25 protein-coding genes are annotated in these 24,960 nt (G+C 64.0%); 10 read left to right on the top strand and 15 right to left on the bottom strand.

The genetic code is table 11. The features are described 5' to 3' along the window. Genes ABIB73_RS21005 through cyoA form a run of 7 tightly spaced genes read right to left on the bottom strand, consistent with a single transcriptional unit; the run spans position 1 to position 6,890 of the window. On the bottom strand, positions 1-534 hold the full coding sequence (locus ABIB73_RS21005) for a response regulator transcription factor (RefSeq protein WP_354226904.1): 534 nt from the start codon (positions 532-534) through the stop codon (positions 1-3). Further along, a complete protein-coding gene (locus ABIB73_RS21000) occupies positions 524-1,909 on the bottom strand; it encodes an ATP-binding protein (protein WP_354226903.1) in 1,386 nt (461 codons plus the stop codon). Before ABIB73_RS21000 ends, ABIB73_RS21005 begins: the two co-directional genes overlap by 11 nt. Then, positions 1,881-2,723 carry an SURF1 family protein gene (locus ABIB73_RS20995; protein WP_354226901.1) on the bottom strand — a complete coding sequence of 281 codons (843 nt, stop codon included), beginning with the start codon at positions 2,721-2,723 and terminating at the stop codon, positions 1,881-1,883. Before ABIB73_RS20995 ends, ABIB73_RS21000 begins: the two co-directional genes overlap by 29 nt. After that, positions 2,720-3,094 carry a cytochrome o ubiquinol oxidase subunit IV gene (gene cyoD / locus ABIB73_RS20990; RefSeq protein ID WP_354226899.1) on the bottom strand — a complete coding sequence of 125 codons (375 nt, stop codon included), beginning with the start codon at positions 3,092-3,094 and terminating at the stop codon, positions 2,720-2,722. Before cyoD ends, ABIB73_RS20995 begins: the two co-directional genes overlap by 4 nt. Further along, complete coding sequence (gene cyoC / locus ABIB73_RS20985; protein ID WP_354226897.1) at positions 3,091-3,720, bottom strand: cytochrome o ubiquinol oxidase subunit III; 630 nt, start codon at positions 3,718-3,720, stop codon at positions 3,091-3,093. Before cyoC ends, cyoD begins: the two co-directional genes overlap by 4 nt. Continuing rightward, complete coding sequence (gene cyoB / locus ABIB73_RS20980; protein ID WP_354226895.1) at positions 3,721-5,718, bottom strand: cytochrome o ubiquinol oxidase subunit I; 1,998 nt, start codon at positions 5,716-5,718, stop codon at positions 3,721-3,723. An 11-nt stretch (positions 5,719-5,729) separates the two neighbouring features. Then, positions 5,730-6,890, bottom strand: coding sequence for a ubiquinol oxidase subunit II (gene cyoA, locus ABIB73_RS20975; RefSeq protein ID WP_354226894.1), 1,161 nt, complete (start codon positions 6,888-6,890; stop codon positions 5,730-5,732). Between the two features lie 180 nt (positions 6,891-7,070). On the opposite strand from cyoA, the gene ABIB73_RS20970 reads away from it, so the two are divergent. After that, positions 7,071-8,399: an MFS transporter gene (locus ABIB73_RS20970; protein ID WP_354226892.1), complete on the top strand. Its 1,329-nt coding sequence runs from the start codon at positions 7,071-7,073 to the stop codon at positions 8,397-8,399. 181 nt (positions 8,400-8,580) lie between these two features. Here the strand turns inward: ABIB73_RS20970 and ABIB73_RS20965 are convergent, their stop codons facing one another. Together ABIB73_RS20965 and ABIB73_RS20960 are read right to left on the bottom strand one after the other, a co-directional pair. Further along, positions 8,581-9,972 (bottom strand): M48 family metalloprotease, encoded by a 1,392-nt coding sequence (locus tag ABIB73_RS20965; protein ID WP_354226890.1) that lies wholly within the window; start codon positions 9,970-9,972, stop codon positions 8,581-8,583. A gap of 132 nt (positions 9,973-10,104) precedes the next feature. Further along, entirely contained in the window at positions 10,105-10,908 is an 804-nt protein-coding gene (locus ABIB73_RS20960; protein ID WP_354226888.1) for a thermonuclease family protein, read from the bottom strand. A gap of 343 nt (positions 10,909-11,251) precedes the next feature. On the opposite strand from ABIB73_RS20960, the gene ABIB73_RS20955 reads away from it, so the two are divergent. The 4 genes from ABIB73_RS20955 to ABIB73_RS37625 all read left to right on the top strand — a co-directional run bounded on the left by ABIB73_RS20955 (position 11,252) and on the right by ABIB73_RS37625 (position 14,475). Further along, positions 11,252-12,457 carry an ABC transporter substrate-binding protein gene (locus tag ABIB73_RS20955; RefSeq protein WP_354226886.1) on the top strand — a complete coding sequence of 402 codons (1,206 nt, stop codon included), beginning with the start codon at positions 11,252-11,254 and terminating at the stop codon, positions 12,455-12,457. 197 nt (positions 12,458-12,654) lie between these two features. Further along, positions 12,655-13,446 (top strand): enoyl-CoA hydratase, encoded by a 792-nt coding sequence (locus ABIB73_RS20950; protein WP_354226884.1) that lies wholly within the window; start codon positions 12,655-12,657, stop codon positions 13,444-13,446. Between the two features lie 2 nt (positions 13,447-13,448). Next, a complete protein-coding gene (locus ABIB73_RS20945) occupies positions 13,449-14,204 on the top strand; it encodes a VOC family protein (protein WP_354226882.1) in 756 nt (251 codons plus the stop codon). A gap of 10 nt (positions 14,205-14,214) precedes the next feature. Beyond that, complete coding sequence (locus ABIB73_RS37625; RefSeq protein ID WP_502918447.1) at positions 14,215-14,475, top strand: acetate--CoA ligase family protein; 261 nt, start codon at positions 14,215-14,217, stop codon at positions 14,473-14,475. A 189-nt stretch (positions 14,476-14,664) separates the two neighbouring features. Here ABIB73_RS37625 and ABIB73_RS20935 read toward each other — a convergent pair whose 3' ends face one another. The 3 genes from ABIB73_RS20935 to ABIB73_RS20925 are packed head-to-tail and all read right to left on the bottom strand — an operon-like array spanning position 14,665 to position 17,741. Further along, entirely contained in the window at positions 14,665-15,483 is an 819-nt protein-coding gene (locus ABIB73_RS20935; protein ID WP_354226878.1) for an enoyl-CoA hydratase/isomerase family protein, read from the bottom strand. Between the two features lie 16 nt (positions 15,484-15,499). Then, positions 15,500-16,660 (bottom strand): acyl-CoA dehydrogenase family protein, encoded by a 1,161-nt coding sequence (locus tag ABIB73_RS20930; protein WP_354226876.1) that lies wholly within the window; start codon positions 16,658-16,660, stop codon positions 15,500-15,502. Between the two features lie 16 nt (positions 16,661-16,676). Then, positions 16,677-17,741, bottom strand: coding sequence for an acyl-CoA dehydrogenase family protein (locus ABIB73_RS20925; RefSeq protein WP_354226875.1), 1,065 nt, complete (start codon positions 17,739-17,741; stop codon positions 16,677-16,679). Between the two features lie 258 nt (positions 17,742-17,999). Here ABIB73_RS20925 and ABIB73_RS20920 point away from each other — a divergent pair, with 258 nt between their 5' ends. Next, positions 18,000-18,785: an SDR family NAD(P)-dependent oxidoreductase gene (locus ABIB73_RS20920; protein ID WP_354226873.1), complete on the top strand. Its 786-nt coding sequence runs from the start codon at positions 18,000-18,002 to the stop codon at positions 18,783-18,785. Positions 18,786-18,967: 182 nt separating this feature from the next. Here the strand turns inward: ABIB73_RS20920 and ABIB73_RS20915 are convergent, their stop codons facing one another. Together ABIB73_RS20915 and ABIB73_RS20910 are read right to left on the bottom strand one after the other, a co-directional pair. Next, complete coding sequence (locus ABIB73_RS20915; RefSeq protein WP_354226872.1) at positions 18,968-19,240, bottom strand: GlsB/YeaQ/YmgE family stress response membrane protein; 273 nt, start codon at positions 19,238-19,240, stop codon at positions 18,968-18,970. A gap of 28 nt (positions 19,241-19,268) precedes the next feature. Further along, positions 19,269-19,874, bottom strand: coding sequence for a YidB family protein (locus tag ABIB73_RS20910; RefSeq protein ID WP_354226870.1), 606 nt, complete (start codon positions 19,872-19,874; stop codon positions 19,269-19,271). Positions 19,875-20,019: 145 nt separating this feature from the next. Here ABIB73_RS20910 and ABIB73_RS20905 point away from each other — a divergent pair, with 145 nt between their 5' ends. Together ABIB73_RS20905 and ABIB73_RS20900 are read left to right on the top strand one after the other, a co-directional pair. Further along, entirely contained in the window at positions 20,020-21,027 is a 1,008-nt protein-coding gene (locus tag ABIB73_RS20905) for a 2-dehydropantoate 2-reductase (protein WP_354226869.1), read from the top strand. A 29-nt stretch (positions 21,028-21,056) separates the two neighbouring features. Beyond that, positions 21,057-21,266, top strand: coding sequence for a hypothetical protein (locus tag ABIB73_RS20900; protein WP_354226867.1), 210 nt, complete (start codon positions 21,057-21,059; stop codon positions 21,264-21,266). A gap of 191 nt (positions 21,267-21,457) precedes the next feature. On the opposite strand, the gene ABIB73_RS20895 is transcribed toward ABIB73_RS20900, so the two are convergent. Continuing rightward, entirely contained in the window at positions 21,458-22,078 is a 621-nt protein-coding gene (locus tag ABIB73_RS20895; protein WP_354226866.1) for a hypothetical protein, read from the bottom strand. Positions 22,079-22,286: 208 nt separating this feature from the next. Here ABIB73_RS20895 and ABIB73_RS20890 point away from each other — a divergent pair, with 208 nt between their 5' ends. Continuing rightward, a complete protein-coding gene (locus ABIB73_RS20890; RefSeq protein ID WP_354226864.1) occupies positions 22,287-23,315 on the top strand; it encodes an alpha/beta hydrolase in 1,029 nt (342 codons plus the stop codon). 112 nt (positions 23,316-23,427) lie between these two features. Further along, positions 23,428-24,945, top strand: a complete 1,518-nt coding sequence (locus ABIB73_RS20885) for an AMP-binding protein (RefSeq protein WP_354226862.1) — start codon at positions 23,428-23,430, stop codon at positions 24,943-24,945. The last annotated feature ends 15 nt before the right edge of the window (positions 24,946-24,960 follow it).

Here is a 24,960-nt window from a genome sequence, read left to right as displayed (position 1 = left end):
TTACTTCACAGGCCGCTTCTCGAGCTTCCTGGCCAGCGTGCGCCGGTGCATCCCCAACCTTCTCGCCGCCTCCGATATATTAAAATCCGTCTCGATCAGCGTCTGGTGGATGCGCTCCCACTCCAGCGTCTTGATCGATGTCGGCCGCACGTCCAGTGCGACTTCGGCGTTGCCTTCGGCCTTGTTGAAGGCGGCCTCGATGTCGTCGGTGTTCGACGGTTTTGCCAGATAGTGGCAGGCGCCCAGCTTGATGGCTTCGACGGCGGTCGAGATGCTGGCAAAGCCTGTCAGCACCACGATCAGCATTTCCGGATCATGTGTGTGCAGCAGCTCGACGCAGGCGAGGCCGGAGGCGCCGCCGAGCTTGAGATCGACCACGGCATAGCCGAAGGATCGCTCCTCCAGGACTTTCCGGACTTCTTCGATCGAGGCCGCCAGCACGACCTCGTAGCCGCGGCGCTCGAATGAGCGTTTCAGCGTGCGCGCGAAGCCCGAATCGTCCTCGACGACGATGAGCGAACGGTCAGGCGTCAAAGCTGCCTCCGATCGCAAGCGTGGAGAGCGGCAGCGTGAGGCGAACGGTGGCGCCGCGCTTCCTGTGGTTCTCGGCGGTCACTGCGCCGCCGAGCTTGCGTACCACGTTCACCACCAGGAACAGGCCGAGGCCGCCGCCGGCGCGGCCCTTGCTCGACTGGTAGGGCTTTCCGAGCTGCGCCAGCATTTCCGGCGCGAAGCCCGGGCCGCGGTCGCTGATCGACAGCACGAGATTGTCGCCCTCGCGCTCAGCCAGAAGCTCGACCCAGTCGCGCGAGACCTCATAGGCGTTGTCGAGCACGTTGAAGATCACCTGCTTCAGCGCGACGTCCGAAACGATGGCGACGTCCTCGCCGAAGGTGTTGACGAAATAGAGCGTCCGCGCCGAGCGCGCGTTGCGCCATTCCTCGACCAGCGCGGTGACGAAGGCCGTCACCGTCGTCGGCGACGATCCCTCGCCGCGCGCTTCGCCCGCCGACACCAGGATGCCCGTCACGATGGTCTTGCAGCGCTGAAGCGAGGTTTCCATCTCCGACAGATCCTCGGCGAGCTCCTGATCGGCGGCGAGATCCGGCATGCGGCGCCAGTCGCTGAGAATGACGGAGAGCGAGGCCAGCGGCGTGCCGAGCTCATGCGCTGCGCCGGAGGCCAAGAGGCCCATGCGGACGATGTGATCCTGCTCGGCCGCATGCTGACGCAGCGCCGCCAGATGGGCGTCGCGCTCGCGCAGGTTCCTGTTGATGCGGGTGACGAACACCACCAGCAGCACGGCGTTGAGGACAAAGCCGAGCAGCATGCCGGTGACGGTGAGCGTATAGGTTTCGCTCAGCGGATTCGGCGGCAGGTCGAGCGGCCGGTAGGCGATCGTCAGCCACACAAAACTCGCGCAGGTCAGCGCCACCAGCGACCAAGTCGAACGGGCATTGAGCAGCACCGCACCGAGCGTCACCTGAAGCAGGAACAGCGAGGTGAAGGGATTGGTAGCGCCGCCGCTGAGGTAGAGCTGCGCGGTCAGAGCTGCGACATCCAGCATCAGCGCGACCAGCAACTCATTGTTGGTGATCGCGGCGCGATGGCGCACCCAGACCAGGCTGGAGACGTTGAGGAAGACCAGCGCGCCGATCACCGCACCCATGCGCGTCAGCGGCAGGGGAATGCCGAGCCAGAAATGCACGCCGCCAATGGTCACGATCTGGCCGACCACGGCGGTCCAGCGCAGCTGGATCAGCAGCGCCATGTTCTTGCGGTTGGTCTCGTCGTCTGTGGGGGCGGCGCCGATCAGCTCGCTGCGCGCGTCCGCCTGCGATTGCAGCGTGACGGCCAGCTCACCGAAGGTGTTCCCGTCGTCAGGTCGGTTCGACGATCGTTCCAGCATCTGATCCCGTCCTGCGGGCGGCTGCATCGCCAGCCGGTTCATGGACGAAGCGCTTGCGGCGGAACAGCCCGCCCCAGAATGTGACGAAAAGCTTACCGGCCAGCATGAAAGCCAGGGCAAACCACGTCAGCGCGTAGATCAGGTGGTTATTGGGAAAGCGGACCACGGTCAATCCGCCGATTGGGCCGCTGCCGGATTGTGATCCGGCGTCGGCATCGATGAAGAAGGGCGCGATGTCGTGCAGGCCGCGTGCCGCCGCAATCGCGGCGACATCCCGCGAGTACCAACGGTTGTGTTGGGGAACGTTGTTCCTGAGGAAACCGCCCTTCGGCTCCGTCACGCGTAACAGGCCGGTGATCTCGACCTGGCCGTCCGGATTGCCGTCCTGACGCGTCGATGCGTCGCGCCGCTCGGACGGCACGAAGCCGCGGTTGACCAGGACCAGCGTGCCGTCGCCGCGCTGAAGCGGCGTCAGCACCCAATAGCCGGGGCCTTCCTCGGTGACAGCCTGAACCAGCGTCTCGCGGTCGTGCAGGAAGCGACCGGAGACGGTGACGTGCCTGTACTCGTCATTCGCGGCGGAGATCGTGGGCCACGATGCGGGCGAGGGGATCGGCTGGGCCGCGGCATGGACGCGCTGCTCGACCCGGTCGATCAGCGCCAGCTTCCAGGCGCGGCGTTCGACCTGCCAGACGCCCAGCGCGATCAGAACTACGAAGGTCGTGACCGAGAGGACCGTGAGCCACAAGGACGGGCGCGCGGCTTTGCCACGCGTCCTGATTGCCTTTCCTGTCACGATCCCGGTCTCGCTCAATTCATCCCGGTCATCTTGTGAATCGGCATCATGTTGCTGTTGAGGTGGTTCATCACCCACAGCGAACCGGACAGCGCGATCACCACCATGACGATGGTGAAGATCAGCGCCATCATGCTCCAGCCGTTCTCGGACTTGGTGTTCATGTGCAGGAAGTAGATCATGTGCACGACGATCTGCACGACCGCGAACGCCATGATCACGAGCGCGGTGATCTGCTTGCTCGGCAGCGCGCCGCCCATCACCAGCCAGAACGGAATCGCGGTGAGCACCACCGAGAGCACGAAGCCGAGGAGATAGGTCGAGAGCGAGCCGTGCGAATGGTCGTCGTGATGATGGTCGGCTGCCGCGGTGTGGGTGTCGGTGTTCATCGCAGAACTCCCAGGAGATAGACGAAGGTGAAGACGCCGATCCAGACCACGTCGAGGAAGTGCCAGAACATCGACAGGCACATCAGGCGACGGCGGTTGGCCTCGATCAGGCCGAAACGCCAGACCTGCGTCATCAGGGTCACCAGCCAGATCAGGCCGCAGGTGACGTGCAGGCCGTGGGTGCCGACCAGGGTGAAGAAGGCGGACAGGAAGGCGCTGCGCTGCGGCGTGGCGCCTTCATGGATCATGTGGGCGAACTCGGTGAGCTCGATGCCGATGAAGGCGGCGCCGAACAGACCGGTGATCGCGAGCCACATCTGGGTCTGGCCGATCTTGTTCTGCTGCATCGTCAGCATCGCAAAACCATATGTGATCGACGACAGCAGCAGCATCGAGGTGTTCACTGCGACCAGGTCCAGGTCGAACAGGTCCTTCGGCGCGGGCCCGGCGGCGTAGTTGGCGCCGAGCACGCCGAAGGTGGCGAACAGCATCGCGAAGATGAGACAGTCGCTCATCAGATAGATCCAGAAGCCGAGCGAGGTGCTGTAGCCTTCCGGATGCGGGTGTTCGTCAGCGAGGTAGAAGAGCGGCTCGCCGGTTTGCGAAGGATTGACAGCGACCGTCATTTACTTGGCTCCGGCGAGCAGTTGAGTACGCGCTTCCTCGGTCTCGACCACTTTGTTGGCCGGGATGTCGAAGTCGCGGTGATAGTTGAAGGTGTGGCCGATACCGACGACGAGCATCGCGATGAAGCTCGCAGCCGCCAGCCACCAGATGTACCAGATCAGGCCAAATCCCATCGCGGTGGCGAAGCCGGCGAGGATGATGCCGGTGCCGGTGTTGCGCGGCATGTGGATCGGCTTGAACCCGGTGAGCGGGCGCAGGTAGCCGCGCTTCTTCATGTCCCACCACGCGTCATTGTCGTGAACGACGGGGGTGAAGGCGAAGTTGTAGTCCGGTGGCGGCGAGGAGGTCGCCCATTCCAGCGTGCGCGCGTCCCAGGGATCGCCGGTGACGTCCTTGAGCTGCTCGCGCTTGAGGAAGCTGACCGCGAACTGCATCAGCATGCACATGATGCCGATGAAGACGAAGACTGCGCCAATCGCTGCGATGATGAACCAGATCTGCAAGCTGGGATCGTCAAACACGCGCAGGCGGCGGGTCACGCCCATCAGGCCGAGCACGTAGAGCGGCATGAAGGCGAGGTAGAAGCCCGAAACCCAGAACCAGAACGACAGCTTGCCCCAGAATGGATCGAGCTTGAAGCCAAACGCCTTCGGGAACCAGTAGTTGATGCCGGCGAACGCGCCGAACACCACGCCGCCGATGATCACGTTGTGGAAATGCGCGATCAGGAACAGGCTGTTGTGCAGCACGAAGTCGGCCGGTGGCACCGCGAGCAGCACGCCGGTCATGCCGCCGAGCACGAAGGTCAGCATGAACGCAATGGTCCACATCATCGGCAGCTCGAAGCGGATACGGCCGCGATACATCGTGAACAGCCAGTTGAACATCTTCGCGCCCGTCGGGATCGATATGATCATCGTGGTGATGCCGAAGAACGAGTTGACGCTGGCGCCCGAACCCATCGTGAAGAAATGGTGCAGCCAGACCAGGTAGGACAGGATGGTGATGACCACCGTGGCGTAGACCATCGAGGTGTAGCCGAACAGCCGCTTGCCGGAGAAGGTCGAGGTCACTTCCGAGAAGATGCCGAAGGCGGGAAGAACCAGGATGTAGACCTCGGGATGGCCCCAGATCCAGATCAGGTTCACGTACATCATCGGGCTGCCGCCGAAATCGTTCGTGAAGAAATTGGTGCCGACGTAGCGGTCGAGCGAGAGCAGCGCGAGCACCACGGTCAGGACGGGGAAGGAAGCGACGATCAGGATGTTGGTGCAGAGCGAGGTCCAGGTGAAAACCGGCATCTTCATCATGGTCATGCCAGGGCACCGCAGCTTGACGATGGTACAAATCAGGTTGATGCCGGATAAGGTCGTTCCGACGCCGGCGACCTGCAGCGCCCAGATGTAATAGTCGACGCCGACATCAGGACTGTAGCCGATGTTCGACAGCGGCGGGTAAGCCAGCCAGCCGGTGCGGGCGAATTCGCCGATGAACAGCGAGGCCATCACCAGCACCGCGCCGCCGACCGTCATCCAGAAGCTGAAATTGTTCAGGAATGGGAACGACACGTCGCGCGCGCCGATCTGGAGCGGCACGACGTAGTTCATCAGGCCCGTGACCAGCGGCATCGCCACGAAGAAGATCATGATCACGCCGTGGGCGGTGAAGACCTGGTCGTAGTGATGGGAGGGCAGGAAACCCTCGGAGCCACCGAATGCGAGCGCCTGTTGCGCGCGCATCATCAGTGCGTCTGCGAAGCCGCGCAGCAACATCACGATGCCGAGGATCATGTACATGATGCCGATGCGCTTGTGGTCGACAGTGGTGAACCACTCGCGCCACAGATAGCCCCAGAGGCGGAAATAGGTCACGCCGGCGAACAGCGTGATGCCGCCGAGTGCGACCATCACGAAGGTACCGACGAGGATCGGCTCGTGCAGTGGCAGCGAATCGATGCCGAGACGGCCGAAGATGAGCTTGAGAAGATCAGGAGACATGCGAGCTCTCTTTAGGAGTCTGACTTCGGACGTTGTCCGAGGAAGAAGGACGAAGACTTGAGCGGCGTGAAGGTCGGCCGCTTCAGGCCGGCGCCGAGCAGTGGCGAGGTGTCGACGGGCGCCGCGATGGAAGCGGTGGTCTTGCCCTGCGGCGCATCCGGCGTGCAGGTGCCGGCCACGAAGGTCGGCTCCGGCCCAAGCGCCGTGCCGCGGCGGGCATACTTGTCGTAGGCGAGCGGCAGCGTGTTGTTCAGGCCCTCATGGCCAAGACCGCCCTTGGCGTCGATCGCCATCATCTCGCTCTGGCACATCTTGCCGGTCTCGACGCACATGTTGAGGATCAGGCGGTAAAGATCGGAATCGATGGTGCCGTAGCGGCGCACCGGCTCGTTCTGGCTTGGCTTTTCAAGCTGGAGATATTCGGCGCGGCCGAGCGAGCCGCCGGCGGATTTGGCGCTGGCGATCCAGGCGTCAAAACCCTTGTCGTCAAGGCCGTGGAAGGCGAAGTGCATGCCGGAGAAGCCGGCGCCGCTATAGTTCGCCGAGAAGCCCTTGTAGATGCCAGCGTGGTTGATCACGGCGTGGAGCGACGTCTCCATGCCCGGCATCGCATAGATCTGGCCGGCGAGTGCGGGGATGTAGAACGAGTTCATCACCGAAGACGCGGTGATATGGAAATAGATTGGGCGATCGACCGGCGCGGCGAGCTCGTTGACGGTGGCGATGCCGTAGTCAGGGTAGATAAAGAGCCACTTCCAGTCGAGCGCGACGACCTCGACTTCGAGCGGAGCCTGGGACTGGTCCACCGCACGCTCCGCATTGATGCGGCCGATGTTGCGGTAGGGGTCGAGCAGATGGGTGCCCATCCAGGTCAGCGCGCCCAGGCAGACGATGATCAAAAGCGGCGCCGACCAGATCACGAGCTCGAGGCTGGTCGAGTGGTCCCAATCCGGCTCGTAGCGGGCCGACGCATTGGACTGACGGTAACGCCAGGCGAACAGCACCGTCAGCGCCATCACCGGCACGACGATCAGGAGCATCAGGACGGTGGAGATGATGACGAGGTCGCGCTGTTGCGCTGCGACGTCGCCGGCCGGCGCCAGCACGACGTAGTTGCAGCCGCTGAGCGCCACTGCCAAGGGTAGTAGCGCCAGGATCTTGAGACGAGACACGGGCTGAGCCTTTGAGAATGAGTTTCCGTTGCGGGGCCAAGGGGTAGCTGCGGCGCAGCAATCCGGACATTGGACAATTTGTCCAATGTTGCAGTGCGGAATGTTGCGCCAGACAAGACGAGATTGCCGGGCCCCTGCCGGGCGGTCGGCATTGGTTTTCAGGACGTTAAGGGCGCACGCATGGCGACGGCACAGACCCCCGCAATGGCAGACCTCCACTCGGGCGAGCATGGCCACGACCAGGCCAGTGCCGGAGAGATCGCCATCGGCGTCATCATCGGCCGCACCTCGGAATTCTTCGACTTCTTCGTCTACGCGATCGCCTCGGTGATCGTGTTCCCGCGCTTGGTGTTTCCGTTCGCGAGCGAACTGACCGGCACGCTTTATTCCTTCACGATCTTCGCGCTGGCCTTCATCGCGCGCCCGCTCGGCACCGTCATTTTCATGACGGTCGACCGGGAATACGGCAAGACGGCCAAGCTGGTCGCCGCGCTGTTCCTGCTCGGCACCGCCACGGTCGCGATCGCGTTCCTGCCCGGCTATCACGACATCGGTGCCTCTGCGATCTGGCTGCTGGCGCTGGCGCGCCTCGCGCAGGGTCTGGCCTGGGGCGGCGCCTGGGACGGTCTCGCCTCGCTGCTCGCGCTGAACGCGCCGCCCTCGAAGCGCGGCTGGTACGCGATGGTGCCGCAGCTCGGCGCCCCGCTCGGGCTGATCGTGGCGAGCGCGCTGTTCGCTTATTTCGCCGGCAACCTCTCGGCTGAAGATTTCTTCGATTGGGGCTGGCGCTATCCGTTCTTCGTCGCCTTCGCCATCAACGTCGTGGCGCTGTTCGCGCGTCTGCGCATGGTGACGACGGAGGAATATGCCTCGCTGTTCGAGACCCGCGAATTGCAGCCCTCGCGCATCTCCGATACCGTCGCCCGCGAAGGCCACAACATCATGCTCGGCGCGTTTGCGCCACTGGCGAGCTTCGCGCTGTTCCACATGGTCACGGTGTTTCCGCTGTCCTGGGTATTCCTGTTCACCCGCGAAAGCCCGGTGCGCTTCTTGATCATCGAGATCGTTGCCGCCGTGTTCGGCGTCGCTGCGATCGTGCTGTCAGGCATCATCGCCGACCGCGTCGGCCGCAAGTCGCTGCTGATGGGATCGGCGATCGCGATCGCGATCTATAGCGGTTTTGCTCCGCAACTGCTCGATGCCGGCGCGTTCGGCGAGACCATCTACATGGTGGTCGGCTTCATCCTGCTCGGTCTCTCGTTCGGCCAGTCCTCGGGCGCGATCGCCTCGAACTTCAAGCAGGCGTATCGCTACACGGCCTCGGCGCTGACCTCGGACATGGCCTGGCTGTTCGGCGCCGGTTTCGCCCCGCTCGCCGCACTTCTGCTCGCGACCAATCTCGGCGTCATCGCTTCGGGCGCCTACCTGCTCTCGGGCGCGTTCTGGACCCTGCTGGCGCTCTGGCTCAGCGGCCAGCGCGAGGCGGGGGATATGGACGCGGGCGGCTAAATTCACCAGCACGTCGTCCTGGCGAAAGCAGGACCCATTGCCCTCCACTGAGAGTTGTTGAAGCACGCTGGAGCTACCAGCGTGCCCATTCCGGTATCCTGTGGTTGTGGGTCCCGGATCTGCGCTTACGCTTGTCCGGGACGACGGCGGAGTTTGCGGTCGCGATTGCGCTAAGCGCGCCTCAATCCGTCACGATCTTCACGCGGTCGCGGACCTTCACTTGGGCGTTGCGATCGAGCCCATTCAGCACGCGAAAACGCTCGGCGGGGTGATCGACGCCGGCCATGCGGTGGGAAAGCGATTCCGCGGTGTCGCCGGGCTGCACGGTGATGACCTTGATGCGCAGGGGACGGGCGGCCTGGATTTCTTCGAGCGTCAGGCGGCGGAATGAGTTGACGGTCTCGCGCGCGTTGCGCTCGCTCTCGGTCGACTTTTGTCGTGTCGCGAAGATGAAGCGGTAGACGTCGCTACCGAAGCGCAGCGCATAGACCTTGAACTGCCACTGATCGCCCTTGGCGGTGGCGGAAGCGGCCGGAAAGCCGTTGATGGTGACGTCTTCGGTGGAGGGTTTCTCGACGCCCTCCATCCAGCCCGAATTGAGGTAGTCGCCGAGCGACTGCTCGGCCGGCACCCGCACCACATCGAAGCGCATTGCCTGCGAGCCGCCCTCGCGGACGCCGATCACCGCCTGTGCGGTGTTGTCGAGCGTAAAATTGTCCGGCGCCTGGAAGGTGAAGCCGAGCTTTGGATGCAGGAAACGCCGGCCGCGGACAAAGCCTTCGCTGGGATCTTCGCCATAGACGAGGTTGTCGATCGCGGCGAGATAGCTCTCGCGGTCGCGCTCGCCACCTTCCGGAGCAACGTATTGCCGCGCGATCGTCTGCGCGTTCTGCACGCGCTCGGGCGTTGCCGGATGCGACGAGGTGAAATCCTGGGCGCGCGGATCGAGCGAGGTCTTGCCGGCCTTGAGTTCGGCATTGCGCTCCATCGCCGAGAGGAAGCGGGCCGCACCATAGGGGTCGAAATGCGCGCGGGCGGAAATGCCGACACCGATGCCGTCAGCCTCGAACTCCTGATTGCGCGAAAAGCTCGCCATGGTCAGCTTGGTCTTGGCGAGCGCGAGCGCGGTGAGATCGGGATCGGTGCTCATGTCGGTGACGACGCGGGTAACGATCGCGGCCTGGCGCGCCTGGTCCTCGCGCATCGCGGCATGCTTGGACAGCACATGCGCCATCTCGTGGCTCAGCACCGAGGACAATTCCGAGGTGTCGCTGGCCAGCGCGAGCAAGCCGCGCGTGACATAGAGCTGGCCGTTCGGCAGCGCGAAGGCGTTCACGGCGCCGGAATTGAGGATGGTGACCCTGTAGCCTTGGTCGGGACGATCGGAGGCGGCAACCAGCCGGTCGACGGTCTTGCTGACCAGTGATTCGAGCCTGGGGTCGTCATAGGCGCCGCCATAGCTCGCCAGGATGCGCTCGTGCTCCTTTTCTGTGGCCGGCGTCTGGGCGACGGCCGGCTTCGGCTTGGGCATCGCGACCATCGGTGGCGTTGCTGCGGCCTGGAACCGGTTCATGTCGCCGCAGCCGGCGAGGGCTGTGCCCAGGACAAGGCATAGCACGGCCGGCGCAGCCCGCAGGCGGCGGCCATCACCTCGTCCGTGCCGTTCTAGCACCCCATTCACGTCGCTTAACCCGTGCCTGGCCCCTTAGGGCCTTACCCCGTTCGGCTCGTTTGCGCCCAGCAACTCGACCTGTCCCACCCGGAGCACGTCAATACGCGGCCCCGTCGTCCCCTCAACCCAGCCCCGGACTCGAATACGCCGATTTTCCAGGGACTTAAGGGCAATCCCGGCGCTTTCAAACGCCGGTAGCGTGCGCCTTGAAATAGTCGCGGCAAAGCCACGTGTCCAGTTCCGTCCGAAGTTGAGGTAGGTCACTGCCCCAGCTTGCCGGACCGACAGGACTTTGCCCTCGACCACCATAAAGCGCCCGATCCCGGCCAAAATATCGTCCGGACTTTCCGCGTTTTTTATGGCCGACGGGTCAGCCCAATTGCCCTTTTTTTGGCGCCGCGCCTCGGCCTCGGACGACATCAGGGCCGCCGCGCAGTCCTTGTCCGCGATCTCGGCCGAGACGAGTGCGTCGCCCTGGGCGAGCAGCATCTCTTGCACCGAGGTGTCAGCCTCGCCGATGAACACGAGCGCCGCCTGGCGGCCATAGCGGTCGGGTGTGTCGTCAGTGCCGCGCAGCGCCACGTCGCGGCCGACAAGCTGCGATGTCAGCGCCTGCCTCGTCGATGTCGTCGCCTCGATGCCGGTGAGACGGATGTCGCGGCCATCGTCGAGACGCACGTTGCGCGCGTCGACAATTGCGGCGACGCGGCCTTCGCCCTGGGACTCGAATTGGCAGGGGCTCGCGAATGCAGTGATGCACGAGCCGAGAAGGAATGCTGCGGCAATGAGGATGGATCGTCGCGTCACGTTGCCCGGAGAGGTTGCGTCAAGCGTCAATCTTAACTCAAGCGTAGTCGGTCGCGAAGAGGCTTCGACTCGATCCGCCCGCGAGGTACGGGTGTGACGTTGCCGCGTGACCTCACACTCCGCCAGTGCGAACGTAGCGAAGCAATCCAGAATCCCATCTCGGAAGGACTCTGGATTGCTTCGCTTCGCTCGCAGTGACGATGTGGAAGCATTTCGCCCCACGCCACCATTCCGCTTTGCGGAAAACATGCATGTCAATCGCATCTGCGTAACGCACCTGCGCTTGCTGCGCTCTCGCGCATGCGGCATGATTGTGGCAACAGCAATAACCAAGCCGCCATCAGAGGCAGGCGATCAAGGGAGGTCTTTTTCAATGAAGAGAATTTTGTCGGGCATTTTTGCCGCGTCGTTTGCGCTGAGCGTAAGCGCCGCGCAGGCCCAGGACAAGCCGCCACTGAAGATCGGCGGCATCCTCGACATGTCGAGCCTTTACGCCGACATCACCGGTCCGGGCAGCGAGACCGCGGCCAAGATGGCGGTCGAGGATTTCGGCGGCGAGGTGCTGGGCCGCAAGATCCAGGTGCTGGCGGCCGACCATCTCAACAAGGCCGATCTCTCGGCGAACATTGCCCGCGACATGATCGACAACCAGGGCGTCGAGATGATCTACGACGTTGCGGCCTCCGCAACTGCACTTGCCGCTGCCGAGATCGCCAAGGCGCGCAACAAGATCATCATCTTCAACGGGCCCGGCTCGATCCGCCTCTCCAACGAGGCCTGCGGTCCCTACACCGTACACTATGTGTTCGATACCTTCGGCCAGGCCAATGTCACCGGCCTCGCCGCCGTGAAGTCGGGCCTCGACACCTGGTTCTTCCTCACCGCCGACTATGCCTTCGGCCAGGATCTGGAGAAGGACACCAGCGCCGTCGTCACCAAGACCGGCGGCAAGGTGCTCGGCAGCGTGCGCCACCCGCTCAATACGTCAGATTTCTCGTCGTTCCTGCTTCAGGCCCAGGCCTCCAAGGCCAAGGTGATCGGGCTTGCCAATGCCGGCGGCGACACCGTCAACGCCATCAAGCAGTCGGCCGAGTTCGGCATCATGAAAGGCGGTCAGAAAATCTCGCCGCTGCTCGCTTTCGTCACCGATATCGACTCGATCGGACTGGAGACGGCACAGGGTCTGCTGCTGGCGGAAGCCTTCTACTGGGACCTCAACGACGACACGCGCGCATTCTCGAAGCGCTTCACCGAGCGCATGAAGAGGCCGCCGACTTCGGCGCAGGCCGGCGTCTATTCCTCCGTCATGCACTATTTGAAGGCGGTGAAGGCAGCCGGCACGACGGACTCCGCCGCTGTTATGAAAGTGATGAAGGAGACACCGATCAACGACTTCTTTGCCAAGAACGGCAAGATCCGCGAGGACGGCCGCATGGTGCACGATATGTACTTGTTCGAGGTGAAGAAGCCGTCGGAGTCCAAGGGCCGCTGGGACGACTACAAGCTGCTCGCCACGGTGCCCGGCAACGAGGCGTTCCAGTCGTTGGAGCAGTCGCGCTGTCCACTGGTGAAGAAATGACGGCGCGAGCCGTCGTCACGACAAGCGCGCCCAGCAATAAATCGTCATCCCGGGGCTCGCGAAGCGAGAACTATGATGCGCAATTGCGCATCTGAGGATCCATCGGGCCGCATTGACTGTTGAGACATGGATTCCGGGCTCGCGCTAAGCGGCGCGCTCCTGAATGACGGAGCAAAACAACAACAAGGGAGACACCCATGAGCAACGACATGGTCCTGCAAACGCTCGAAGGCGGGCTGCTCACCATCACCATGAACCGCCCCGAGCGCAAGAATGCGCTCAATCCGGATATGGTGCGCGGGCTGGTCGAGGCGGCGCGGCGCGCGGCCGATGATCCGGAGGTGCGCGCGGTGCTGTTCAAGGGCGCCGGCGGTTTGTTCTGCGTCGGTGGCGACGTCAAGTCGATGGCGGAGGGCCGCGCGCCGCTGCCGTTCGAGCAGAAGCTCGCAAACCTGCGCCGCGGCATGGAGGTCTCGCGCATTCTGCACCAGATGCCAAAACCCGTGGTGGCGCAGCTCGACGGTGCCGCCGCCGGCGCGGGCCTGTCGATGGCGCTGTCCTGCGATCTCCGGGTCGCCTCGGAGTCCTGCAAGATCACCACTGCTTTCGCCAAGGTCGGCTTTTCCGGCGATTACGGTGGCACCTATTTCCTGACCCAGCTGCTCGGCAGCGCGCGGGCGCGGGAGCTATATCTGACCTCGCCGGTGCTCACCGCCAAGGAAGCGCATGCGATCGGCATGGTGACGAAGGTCGTCCCCGACGCCGAGGTCGATGCCGCCGCGCATGAGCTCGCGCTGTTACTGGCGCAGGGACCATCTATCGCGCTTGGCTTCATCAAGCGCAACATCAACAATGCCGAGCATCTGGCGCTGGAAGATTGCTTCGACGGCGAGGCGATCCATCACACCCGCTGCGGCGACACCGAGGACCACAAGGAGGCCGCAAAGGCCTTCGTCGAGAAGCGCAAGCCGACCTTCAAGGGCGCATGACGATGGCGCCCTATATGCGGCTGCGCCAGATTTGCCTGGTCGCGCCGCAGCTCGCGCCCGTGATCTCCGACATCGCGCAGATCATGGGCCTCGCGGTCTGCTATCGCGACGGCAACGTCGCAAAATACGGCCTGGAAAACGCGCTGCTTCCGGTCGATACGATCCTGCTGGAAGTCGTTGCGCCGTTCAAGGGCGGCACCACGGCCGGCCGCTTCATCGAAAAGACCGGCGGCCGCGGCGGCTATATGGCGATCTTCTGCTGCAACGATCCGGACGAACGTGGTCGCAACGCAAACGCGATCGGTGTGCGCACGGCCAACGTCATTGATCACGCGCCTTATCGCGGTGTGCAGCTCCACCCCCGCGACTGCCGCGCCGCCTTCATCGAGTTCAACCACACCGAAGGCAGCGATGACATCCTGGGACCGTATCCGCCGGCGGGTCCGAACTGGCAAAAATTCATCCGCAAGGATGTGACGCAGGCGCTGACGGGTGTCGAGATGCAGAGCCCGGACCCGATAGGGTTGGCGGCGCACTGGAGCAAGATCATCGGTGTTGTGCCGAGTGGCGACGGCGCTGCCGAACTGAAATTGCCAAATGCCAACTTCCGTTTCGTCAGGGGTGCGGGCGAGATCATGAGCGCGCTGGAGTTTCGGGTGGCCGATGTGGCGGGTGTGCTGCATGCTGCCAGGGCGAAAGGGCTTGCGGTTGCGGGCAATGAGTTCCTGCTGGGCGGGGTGACGTTCCGCGTCGGTTGATTGCTTGGTAGTGATCCGTCACCCTGAGGTGCTCGCCTCTTCGGCGAGCCTCGAAGGGGCGACGGCCACCGGCGGGGCCGTTCATCCTTCGAGGCTTCCTGGAGCGGCGAAGGCGGATGTTTTGGCGCTGTCGCAGCTGATTGCGGATATCTCCGTTCTTGCCGCGCGGCATGCGGCGGAGATTGCGGGGATCGAGCTCAACCCGGTGCTGGTGCATCCGGAGGGACAAGGTGTGACGATCGTCGATGCGCTGGTGGCGGGGCGGAAGTAGTTAGCCACATACGCCCGTGTCGTCCCGGCGAAGGCCGGGACCCATAACCACAGGCAGTGGTTTGGCGAAGGCTCGTGGTTAGCAGCCGCGCGCTGCAACTTCTCCCTGGGGTTATGGATCCCGGCCTTCGCCGGGACGACGGCGGAGAATGTGGCGGCGGCGAACCAGTGCGGCGGGACGTAGCTGCGATCACCGCCCCCTAAAATTCGCCGCGCGCCGCTCTTCGGTGGCCTTCACGCCTTCCTTGAAATCCTCCGTCGCGCGCAGCCTGGTCTGTTCGACCAGCTCGTGGTTGGTCGCGGCCATGACGCGGTCGGCGAGGCCGGCGCGCATCGTGGCGCGGGTGGAGACGAGGCCGAGCGGGGAGCATTCGGCGATCTCGCCGGCGAGCTTCATGGCGGCGGCCTTGACCTGGTCCTGCGGCACCAGCTGGTTGGCGAGGCCCCATTTGACTGCCTCTTCGCCGGTGACGCGGCGGCTGGTGTAGAACATCAGCTCGGCGTTGTTCTTGCCGATCAGCTCGGGAAGCGTCAGGGTCAGGCCGAAGCCGGGATGGAAGCCGAGTTTTGTAAAATTCGCGGAGAAGCGTGCCTCGGGGCAGGTGACGCGGAAATCCGCCGACACTGCGAGGCCCAATCCGCCGCCGATGGCGGCGCCTTGCACGGCCGCAACGATCGGCTTCTTGGCGCGGAAGATGCGCACCGCCTGGATGTAGAGATGATTGATCGGGCCGAGGTTGTCGGCGGGATCACCCTTTGCGTTCTTCTCGGCCTCGCGCGCTTCCTGCGCCTGCCGTGCCGGGTCACCAAAATTGGCGCCGGCGCAGAACGCCTTGCCCTGTGCCGACAGCACCGAGCTGCGGATCTCGATGTCGCGGTCGAATTCGTCGAGTGCGTCTGCGATCTGGTTGATCAGCGAGATGTCGAAGAAGTTGAGCGGCGGGCGGCGGATTTCGATGGTGCCGACATGCCCGACCTTCTCGACGCCGATATCTTTATAGGTGCTCATGATGATCCTCGAAGGTTTAGCGGAGGCCAAGCCCGCGGGCGATGATGCCGCGCAGAACTTCAGTTGTGCCGCCCTGGATGGTGAGTTTCGGTGCGGTCTTGATGGCGAAATCGAGCTGTCGCTCCAGCGTCTCGCGGTTGGTCGCGGTCTCCTCGACGAAGGCGGCGAGATCGCGCACGCGATGCGGAAGCTGCTGCTCCCAGACGGTGCCGATGTCCTTGACGATGGAGGCCTCCACCACCGGCTCCTTGCCGGCCTGCAGCATGCCGGCAACCGAGACCGACATGCGCCGCATGGTGTGGAGTTGGGCAACCAGCCTTCCGATGCCTTCGGCGCTGCGCGTGTCCGGATTGGGACCGACCGCGCGGACAAGCTCGGTCAGCACGTAGTAGGTTTCGAGAAAGCGCTCGGGGCCCGAGCGCTCATAGGCGAGTTCGCTGGTCGCCTGCTTCCAGGCGCCGTCGACTTCGCCGAGCAAGTGATCATCGGGCACGAAGAAGTCGGTGAAGACGACCTCGTTGAACTCATACTGGCCGGTGATCTGGCCGATCGGATTCACCTGGATGCCCGGCTGCTTCATCTTGACCAAAAACTGCGTCAGGCCGTGACGGCGGTTTTCCTTGGTCGGCGGGGAGGTGCGAAAGATCGCGATCATGTAGTCGGCGATGTGCGCCGATGACGTCCATATTTTTGTGCCGTTGATGAGGTAGCCGCCGTCGGTCTTGGTCGCGCGCGTCTTTGCGGCGAACAGGTCCGAGCCGGAGTTCGGCTCGCTCATGCCGATCGCAAAGCAGATCTCGCCGCGGCAGATGCGCGGCAGGATCTCCATCTTGATGTGCTCAGGCGCGTATTTCAGCAGCACCGGCCCGCTCTGCCGATCGGCGACGAAGAAGCGCCGCGTCGGCGCGTTGGCCACGCGCATCTCTTCCGTCACCACATAGCGTTCGAGGAAGGAGCGCTCCTGGCCGCCATATTTCTTCGGCCAGGTCATGCCGAGCCAGCCTTTGGCGCCGACCCGGCGGGAAAATTCCGGCGCGTCGGTGTCTTCGCGGTTGGGCTTGTGCGGATCGAAGGTGCCTGCGGCGATCTCTTCGGCGAGGAAGGCGCGCACTTCCTTGCGCAGCTGTTCGCATTCTTCGGGCAGGCGGATCGGATCGAAACGGAGAGCGGCGGTCATGTGTTTCTCCCCCTGATCAACGCGCAGCCACGAGCGGCCACAATTCGTCGGCGCCGCGATTGGCAACCAGCTTGCCGAGCTCGACGGCCCAGTGGCTTTCCGAACCGAAATCGTCGCGCCAGGCCAGCGCGCGCAGCGAATAGCGGTGCAAAATATGCTCGATGGTGAAGCCGATCGCGCCGTGGACTTGATGCGCGATGGCGCCACCCTTTTCCGCGGCTTCCGCGCAGCGGATCTTTGCGGAGGCGGCTTCGAGGTAGACCTCGTCGTCGAACGATTTTGCGTTCGCGATGGCGTCGGCGGCCGAGGTCGCAGCCGCAAGCGCAGCAGCCGACTCGCCGGCCAAGCGTGCAAGATTGTGCTGTACCGCCTGGAATTTCGAGATCTTCTTCTCGAAGGCGACGCGCTCGTTGGAATAGCGCACGGAGATGTCGAGCATCGCTTCCAGTGCGCCTGCGATCTGAAGGCTGCGCGCGACGCCGCCCATCAGCATCATTGTGGTCTGGTCAAAGCCCTTCGGCGCGGGCTTGATGGTGACGGGCTGGACCTTGTCGAGCGTCACGGTATCGCTGTGGTCGTAGCCAACATTGAGCCCGGCTTCGATCCGGCCCACACTTGCGTCGACCAGCGCGATCGAGGCGCCATCCTTGCCGTGCGCAAGCACCGCAAAATACCTGGCGGCCTTCGCAAACGGCACGCCGCGGGCGCGGCCGGAGAGCGTGCCGTCGGCATCGCGCGTGATACGATCCTTTGGCGACGCCGGCAGCACCGTCATCTCGCCCTCGGGCGAGGCGATCTTCGCCTGCGTCAGCAGCCAGCCTGCCAGCATGGTCTCGGCCAGGGGAACCGAGACCGCAAATCGTCCGGCGGCGTTCAGAAGCGCAAAGCCGTCGGCAAGGCTCGCGCCGGAGCCGCCGAGATCGTCCGGCACCCAGGACAACGGCAGGCCGGCCTCGCTCAGCGCCTGCCACAGCGGCGCCTTCCAGGCGTCTTTCCTGTCGTTGTTGATGGTCTGCGGATCGGCGAGATCGGCGAAGATTTTCTCCGCGGTCTCGACGACGATGTTGTCACTCTCCGCCACAGCGTTCCCCGTGTTTTGCCATTGGCACGCCCTTGTCCGGTGGGCTGGCGCGCGGGCTCTTCTTGCGCCCGATGATCGGAAAAAGCCATGGCCCTGACAAGCGTTGATCGCAGGTCCATCTGCGGTGCCGGCATGGGCAAAGGGATCAATCTCGATTAATTCCGCTTAGCGGAGTTTGCTCGATTTGCAGCGCGCAACAAACTCGCTAAACAAGGCCAGTTCTAAAAGCTTGCATTCAAAACAGGGAAGGAAAACCGGATGGCAAAGGACGGCTTGTGCGCAATCGTGACGGGGTCCGCATCCGGCCTCGGCGCGGCGACCGCGGAAATTCTCGCCCGCAGCGGGGCGCGGCTCGTCATCAACTATTCCTCGAGCCAGAAGGAAGCCGAGGCGACCGCGGAAGTTTGTCGCAAGGCGGGCGCGGCTGAAGTTCTGGTGGCGCAGGGCGACGTCTCGCGCGACGAGGATTGCCGCAAGATCGTGGCGGCCGCCGCCGGTTGGGGCCGGCTCGACATCCTCGTCAACAATGCCGCCACGACCAAGCACGTTGCCCATGCCGACCTCGACGGATTGTCGGCGGAAGACTTCCAGCGCTTGTACGGAGTGAACACGATCGGCCCGTTCCAGATGGTGCGCGCGGCACGCAGCCTGCTCGAGGCTGGCGCGAAGATGTCGGGGCGGCCGTCCGCCGTGGTGAACGTCTCTTCAGTGGCCGGCATCAGCGGCGTCGGCTCATCGATCGCGTATGCGGCGAGCAAGGGCGCGCTGAACACGATGACGCTGTCGTTGTCACGTGCGCTGGCGCCGCTGATCCGCGTCAACACGGTGTGTCCCGGCTATATCGATACACCCTGGTTCACCAAGGGCCGCGGCGAGGCGGGCGCCAAGCAGGTGCGCGACAGCGTGGTGGCGAAGGTGCCGCTGAAGGTCGCCTCAACCGCGGAAGACATCGCGCAGCTCGTCTGCTTCCTGGCGATGCCGGCGTCGAGCAACATGACCGGCGAGGTCGTGCGCATGGATGCTGGTATGCATTTAATTGCGTGATGCGTTCGTCGAGCGCGGCAAACACAAGCGTCGTCCCGGCGAAGGCCGGGACCCGTAACCACGGGGAGTCGTTTGGCGAAGGCTCGGAGTTGTCAGTCTTCGCCAAACTACTCCCTGTGGCTATGGATCCCGGATCTGCGCGCGCTTGAGGCGCGCTTGTCCGGGCCGACGAAGACTGAAACCTACCCCTTGATCACGCCACTGGCCACCAGCCGGTGCCAGATGAACAGCACCACCACCGCGCCGATCGTGGCCATGATGAAGCCGGCACCCTGGTCCGGACCGTAGTGGCCGATGGCCTGGCCGATGAAAGTCGCCAGAAACGCGCCGACGATGCCGAGGATGGTGGTGAGGATGAAGCCGCTCGGGTTGTTCGGCCCCGGCGCGAGCCAGCGTGCGATGAGGCCGGCGATGAAGCCGACGACGATGATCCACAAGATGCCGCCCAAGCTCATGTTCGTGCTCCCCTCGTTTTGATTTAAATCAGACTCGGTCCGAAAGCTCGTTTTCGGTCGGCAGCCGTCCATCCGGCGTCAAATGGTCGATCACCTGCGGCAGATATTGGCTGAGGCCGGAGAGCAGCTCGTCGCGCGACAGGCCGCTCTGGGCGGAGAGGCTCTGGATCTGGTCGGCGCCGAGCGCGTTGGCGAGATCGCCGGGTGCGATCGCCTTGTTCTCGCCCTTGCCGACCCAGCTGTTCGCGGTCTCGCCATGGCCGCCCTGTTGGAGCTGGTTGAGGAGATCGCCGAGCCCGCCGCTGAGCACGCTGCCGGCTGCACCGCCCGCGAGCAGGCCCCCGAGGCCGCCCTTCATAAGGTCACCAAGGCCGCCACCACCGCCAAGCGCGCCTCCGAGGCCGCCACCTGCACCAGCATTCACCGGCGGGGGGAGGTGCGTCGGCGCCGGGGACGGCTGTGGCGTGCTGCCGGATTGGTTGCCCGTCAAATGCTTGAATGTCTTCCAGGCGAGCAGGCCGAGGATCGCCATGGTCATGGGCGACATGCCGCCGCTGGAAGAAGATTGTGAGCTTGGCGCGCTCGGGCCACGCGGGCCGTTCTGCATGCCGTTGAGGACGTCGAGTAAACCCATGGCGTTCTCCTGCCGGTAACAAGCCCCTTTCGGAAACATATGAGGCTCTCATGACGGTTACAAGGCGAATGCGCCGCAACCGCGCGATGGGCAGCAGACACAGCCTCTGCTATCGAGGGCGAGTCGTTAAGGGGAGCAAGCTCAGGTGGTTACGGATCGATCGATCGTGGTGGCCGGTGCGGGCGCCATCGGCTGTTTCGTCGGCGGCATGCTGGCGGCCTCCGGCCGCCGCGTCGCACTTTTGGCGCGACCGCGGGTCAAGGCCGAGATCGAGCGGTTTGGCCTGCGGCTCACCGATTTCGACGGCTCCGAGAAAAAGCTAGGTACCGGCCAGTTAGCGCTGTCGGAGGATCCTTCGATCTTCCACAGCGCCGGCATCGTGCTGGTCACGGTGAAGAGTGCCGACACCGCAGATATCGCGGATCAGATCGCGCAGCTCGCGCCGCAGGATGCCGTCATCGTGTCCTTGCAGAACGGCGTGGGCAACGTTGCCCTGCTGAACGAGCGCCTCGGCGGCCGGCGGGTGCTCGCCGGCATGGTGCCGTTCAACGTGATCGCGATGGGCGAGGGGCGCTTCCACCGCTCGACCTCCGGCGACATCCATGTCGGCGAAGATGCGGACAACACCGCCGCGGCACTCTCGGTGCCGGGTCTTGCGATGCGCGCGAGCCGCGACATCACCGGCGTCCAATGGGGCAAGCTGATCATCAATTTGAACAACGCGCTCAGCGCATTGTCCGACATGCCGCTTGCGGCGCAATTGGCAAACCGCGAATGGCGAAAGCTGTTCGCCGACCAGATGGCGGAGGGCTTGCTTGCGATGAAGGCCGCCGGCATCACGCCGGTGTCGGCGACGCCGATCCCGGCGAACTGGATGCCGACGCTGCTGAAATTGCCGGATACTATCTTCAACCTGATCCTGGGAAAGACCATGAAGATCGATCCGGAGGCGCGCTCCTCGATGTGGCAGGATCTGAAGCAGGGCCGCAAGACCGAGATCGACTACCTCCAGGGTGCGGTCATCGCACTTGCCGAGCAAAACAAGATCGAGGTGCCGCTGATGCGCCGCATTGTTACGCTGATCAAGGAGGCCGAGACGGCAGGCCAAGGGCCGCCCGGGCTGACGCCGCAACAGATCCGCGGTGCAGCTTGAGTGCGTATGGGGCGACGGGGGGATTCGCGATGAAACATCTGCTGATATTGGGACTCGCGTTGGCCGCGCTCGGCGGTGCCGTCACCTTTGCTCACGCCCGGCCGCCGACCGTCACGAACTCTCCCGGCTACGAGGCGCGCTTGAAGGAGAGCCGTTCGGCGCTTGGCAATTCACCGTCGGCGCCGGCGACTGCGCCGGTGGCCGCGCCCAAGCGCAGCAAGAAGAAGCATCCGAACTGAGGTGTGGCCTCCGCTGTCGTCCCGGACAAGCGCGCCCAAAGCGCGCGCCGATCCGGGACCCCATAACCACAGGAAGAAATTGCGGAGCAAAGCTGGTAACTCCGAGTCTTCGCCAAACTCAATTTCGTGGCTATCGTCCCGGATCTGCGCTTACGCTTGTCCGGGACGACGGCGGAGTTTATGGCCGCAACTCAGCCCTTCTTTGCTGGCTTGCTCGGCGTCGGATTGAACAGCTTCTTCAGCTCGTTCAATCCGTCTGACAGCCGCGGCCATTCGCAGGAGAACGAGCCTTTGGTGCAGTTCGGTCCCTTCGGTCGCGGTTGTGTATCGCCGGCTACGGCCTGCTGCCGAAATTTCGGCCGCTCGACCGGGACGGGCACGCGCGCGACCTCGCTGCGCAGGGTGACCCGCTGGACCTGTTCCTGCTCTTGCTGTTGTCGCGCCATGGCTTCGGCTGCGGCATTACTGCGGCGCTGATTGGCGAGGTAGGCGGTGTAGGATTCGTCGATCTTCTTCTGCTCTTCCGGCGTCGGATTGGGGCCGGCGATGTCGAAGGTGCGGTCTTGCAGGAAGTCGTAATAGGTGTAGCCGCCACCGGCCTTGCGGCGGCCGGCGAACTTGGCGTTGCAGTCGGCAAGCGCTGATGTCTTCTCGGCCTTGGTCGCGGCCTTTTCGGCGGCGTCGGCGCATTCCTCGAAGTCGACCGGCGCGCGCTTCCACCATTGGGCGTGGGCATGCGGAGGCGTCAGCAGAAAAAATCCTGCTGCGGCAACAAGGGGCGCCGCATGACGCGATGCGAACACGAACGACATTCTACGAGAGCATTCCCTGCAAAACTCAACCCGAACTGAGTCGAAGCAGATTTTTGCCCCTTTATCGCCTGCTTGTCACCCATGGAACCCGTCAATTTCGTGTCCGTGCTGCTGACATTTTTTGCTTGACGTGGCGCGGGAGTCACAGCCGCGCGGCATGCGATGCGCGTAGAGTTTTATGGATTTGAATGGAAGGGGACTATTGGACATGAAAGCGCTGGCTGGTCTTGCCGCAATCGCGTTGATGCTGATGTGCGGCCATGCGCGCGCAGCGGACGAGGATGCGCCCAACCGCAAACCGGTGAAGGCGATTGCCGACGCGAGGCTCTCGGTCGGCGGTCAGGGAATTTTGCCGCTCTATCTCTCCAGCGACTGGTCGCTGCCGATGCCGTCGATCTCGCGCGCCATCATCGTGCTGCACGGACGGCTGCGCAATGCCGACGAATATTATATGTCAGCCCACACCGCGCAGCTCGCAGCGGGCGACGACGGCAGGAGCGCGCTCATGATCGTGCCGCAGTTTTTGGCGGAGATCGATATCGACGCGCACAAGCTGTCCGCGGACACGCTGCGCTGGTCGCTGGAGGGATGGGAGGGCGGCGATGCCGCGCTTGCACCGAACCCGGTCTCCTCATTCGAGGCGCTCGACGCGATCCTTGGCAAATTGTCTGACCGACGCATCTTTCCAAACCTGAAGCAGGTTGTGGTTGCCGGCCATTCCGGCGGCGGCCAGGTGGCGCAGCGCTACGCCATCGCCGGCAAGGGCGAGGCCATGCTGTCGCGCCAGCACATCGACGTCCGCTATGTCGTCGCCAACCCGTCGTCCTATGCGTATTTCAGTGCGGAGCGGCCCGTACCTGAAATCGCCGCATCCTGCGCGGGCTACAACAACTGGAAATACGGCATGGACGAGCGTCCGCCTTATCTTGCGGATGCGACGCCGGCCGCGCTCGAGCGGCGTTATGTCGAGCGCGACGTGATCTACCTGCTCGGCACCCTCGACACCAATCCGGAGCATCCCGCGCTCGACAAGAGCTGCATGGCCAAGGCGCAAGGCCCTTATCGCTACGCCCGTGGCCATGCCTATGTGGACGCGATGGCGAAGCGGGATCATGGCACTCCCAATCATAGGGTCTGGGACGTCGCCGGCGTCGGCCATGACGGCGACAAGATGCTGACCTCGAAATGCGGCCTTGCGGCGCTGTTCGATCTTCCCGGCTGCGGAGCGGAACGGTAAAGCTGATCCCTTGAAGGCGGGCACCTTGAAGGGTTGGCTCCGGCTGTTACACTTCGTGCTGCGACGCGCCTTATCGTGAGGCGACGCCAAGAACACGAATTGGAAACGCCTGATGCTGCTGCCCCTGTCCGACGTGCCGCGCTGGTACGCGCAACGCAAGCCGCAAGGCACGATCGCCGTCCGCCATGGGCAGGACACGCTGACATGGGATGAGCTCGAACGCGGCGCCAACCACCGGGCGCGGGCATTCGCTGCCAAGGGCGTCAAGCCCGGCGATTTCGTCGCGATTGGGCTGCCCAACGGCAACGCCTTTTTCGAGACCAGCTTTGCGGTGTGGAAGTGCGGGGCGACGCCGACCTCGCTGTCGTGGCGGCTGCCGCGCGGCGAGGCCGCAGCCGTGCTCGATATCCTGAAGCCGGCGCTCGTGGTCGGCGGCGAGGCCGACTGGAACGCGCCGAACCGTCTGCCTGCGGATTTCGTACCGCAGGGTTTTTCGGACGAACCGCTCGATCCGCCGGTCGCGCGCTATTGGAAGGCCATGACCAGCGGCGGCTCGACCGGCCGTCCAAAGGTGATCCTCGACCACCACCCCGCGGTCGTCGACACGGTCACGGCGCTGCCGCTCAACATTCCCTTTGCGGCTTCGCTGCTCAATCCGGGCCCGCTCTACCACAATGCGCCATTCATCCTGTCGCACTACGCGCTGTTCGGCGGTGGCCAGCTCACCGGCCTCGTCAAGTTCGACGCCGAGGAGACGCTGCGGCTGATCGAACGCGAGCGCGTGCAATGGGTCAATTTCGTTCCGACCATGATGCACCGGATCTGGGCGCTGCCCGAGAACGTGCGCAATTCCTACGACGTGTCGAGCTTGCAGACCGTGTTCCACATGGCGGCCCCGATGCCGCCCTGGCTCAAGGAGAACTGGATTGCCTGGCTCGGGCCGGAGCGGGTCTGGGAGCTCTATGGCGGCACCGAACGGCAGGGCTCCTGCATCATCTCCGGCACCGAGTGGCTGACGCACAAGGGCTCGGTCGGCAAGATCGGCGAGATGGCGAAACTGCGCATCCTCAGTGAGGGCGGCAACGACGTTGCGCCGGGCGAAACCGGCGAGATCTATTTCCTCAACAATGATGGTACCGACGCCACCTATCACTATCTCGGCGCCGAGCCGAAGCGCCGAACGGACGGCTGGGAATCGCTCGGCGATATCGGCAGGCTGGACGCCGAAGGCTATCTCTATCTCGGCGACCGTCTCGCCGACATGGTGCTGCGCGGCGGCGCCAACATCTATCCGGCCGAAGTCGAGGCTGCAGTCTCCGCCTGTCCCGGCGTCCGATCCTGCGTGGTGGTGGGATTGCCCGATCCGGAATTCGGCCAGCATGTGCACGCCATCATCGAGGCTGATCCGGGCGCGGACGGCCAGGCGATTGCCGACGCCATGGCGGACTTTTTGAGCGACAAGCTCAGCCGCTACAAGCAACCGGAGAGCTTTGAAATCGTCAGCGCACCGCCGCGTGATGATTCCGGAAAAGTTCGTCGCACACTGTTGCGCGACGAGCGCGCGGCGTGGATGAAGGAGGGGCGCGCGTTCCGGATCATTCCGTCGAAGGCCCGGGCGCACGTCGACTGAGACATCAAGGAAGGA

The organism is Bradyrhizobium sp. F1.4.3 (assembly GCF_040548375.1).
GTDB lineage: Bacteria > Pseudomonadota > Alphaproteobacteria > Rhizobiales > Xanthobacteraceae > Bradyrhizobium.
This window is presented reverse-complemented; position numbering and strand designations above follow the sequence as displayed.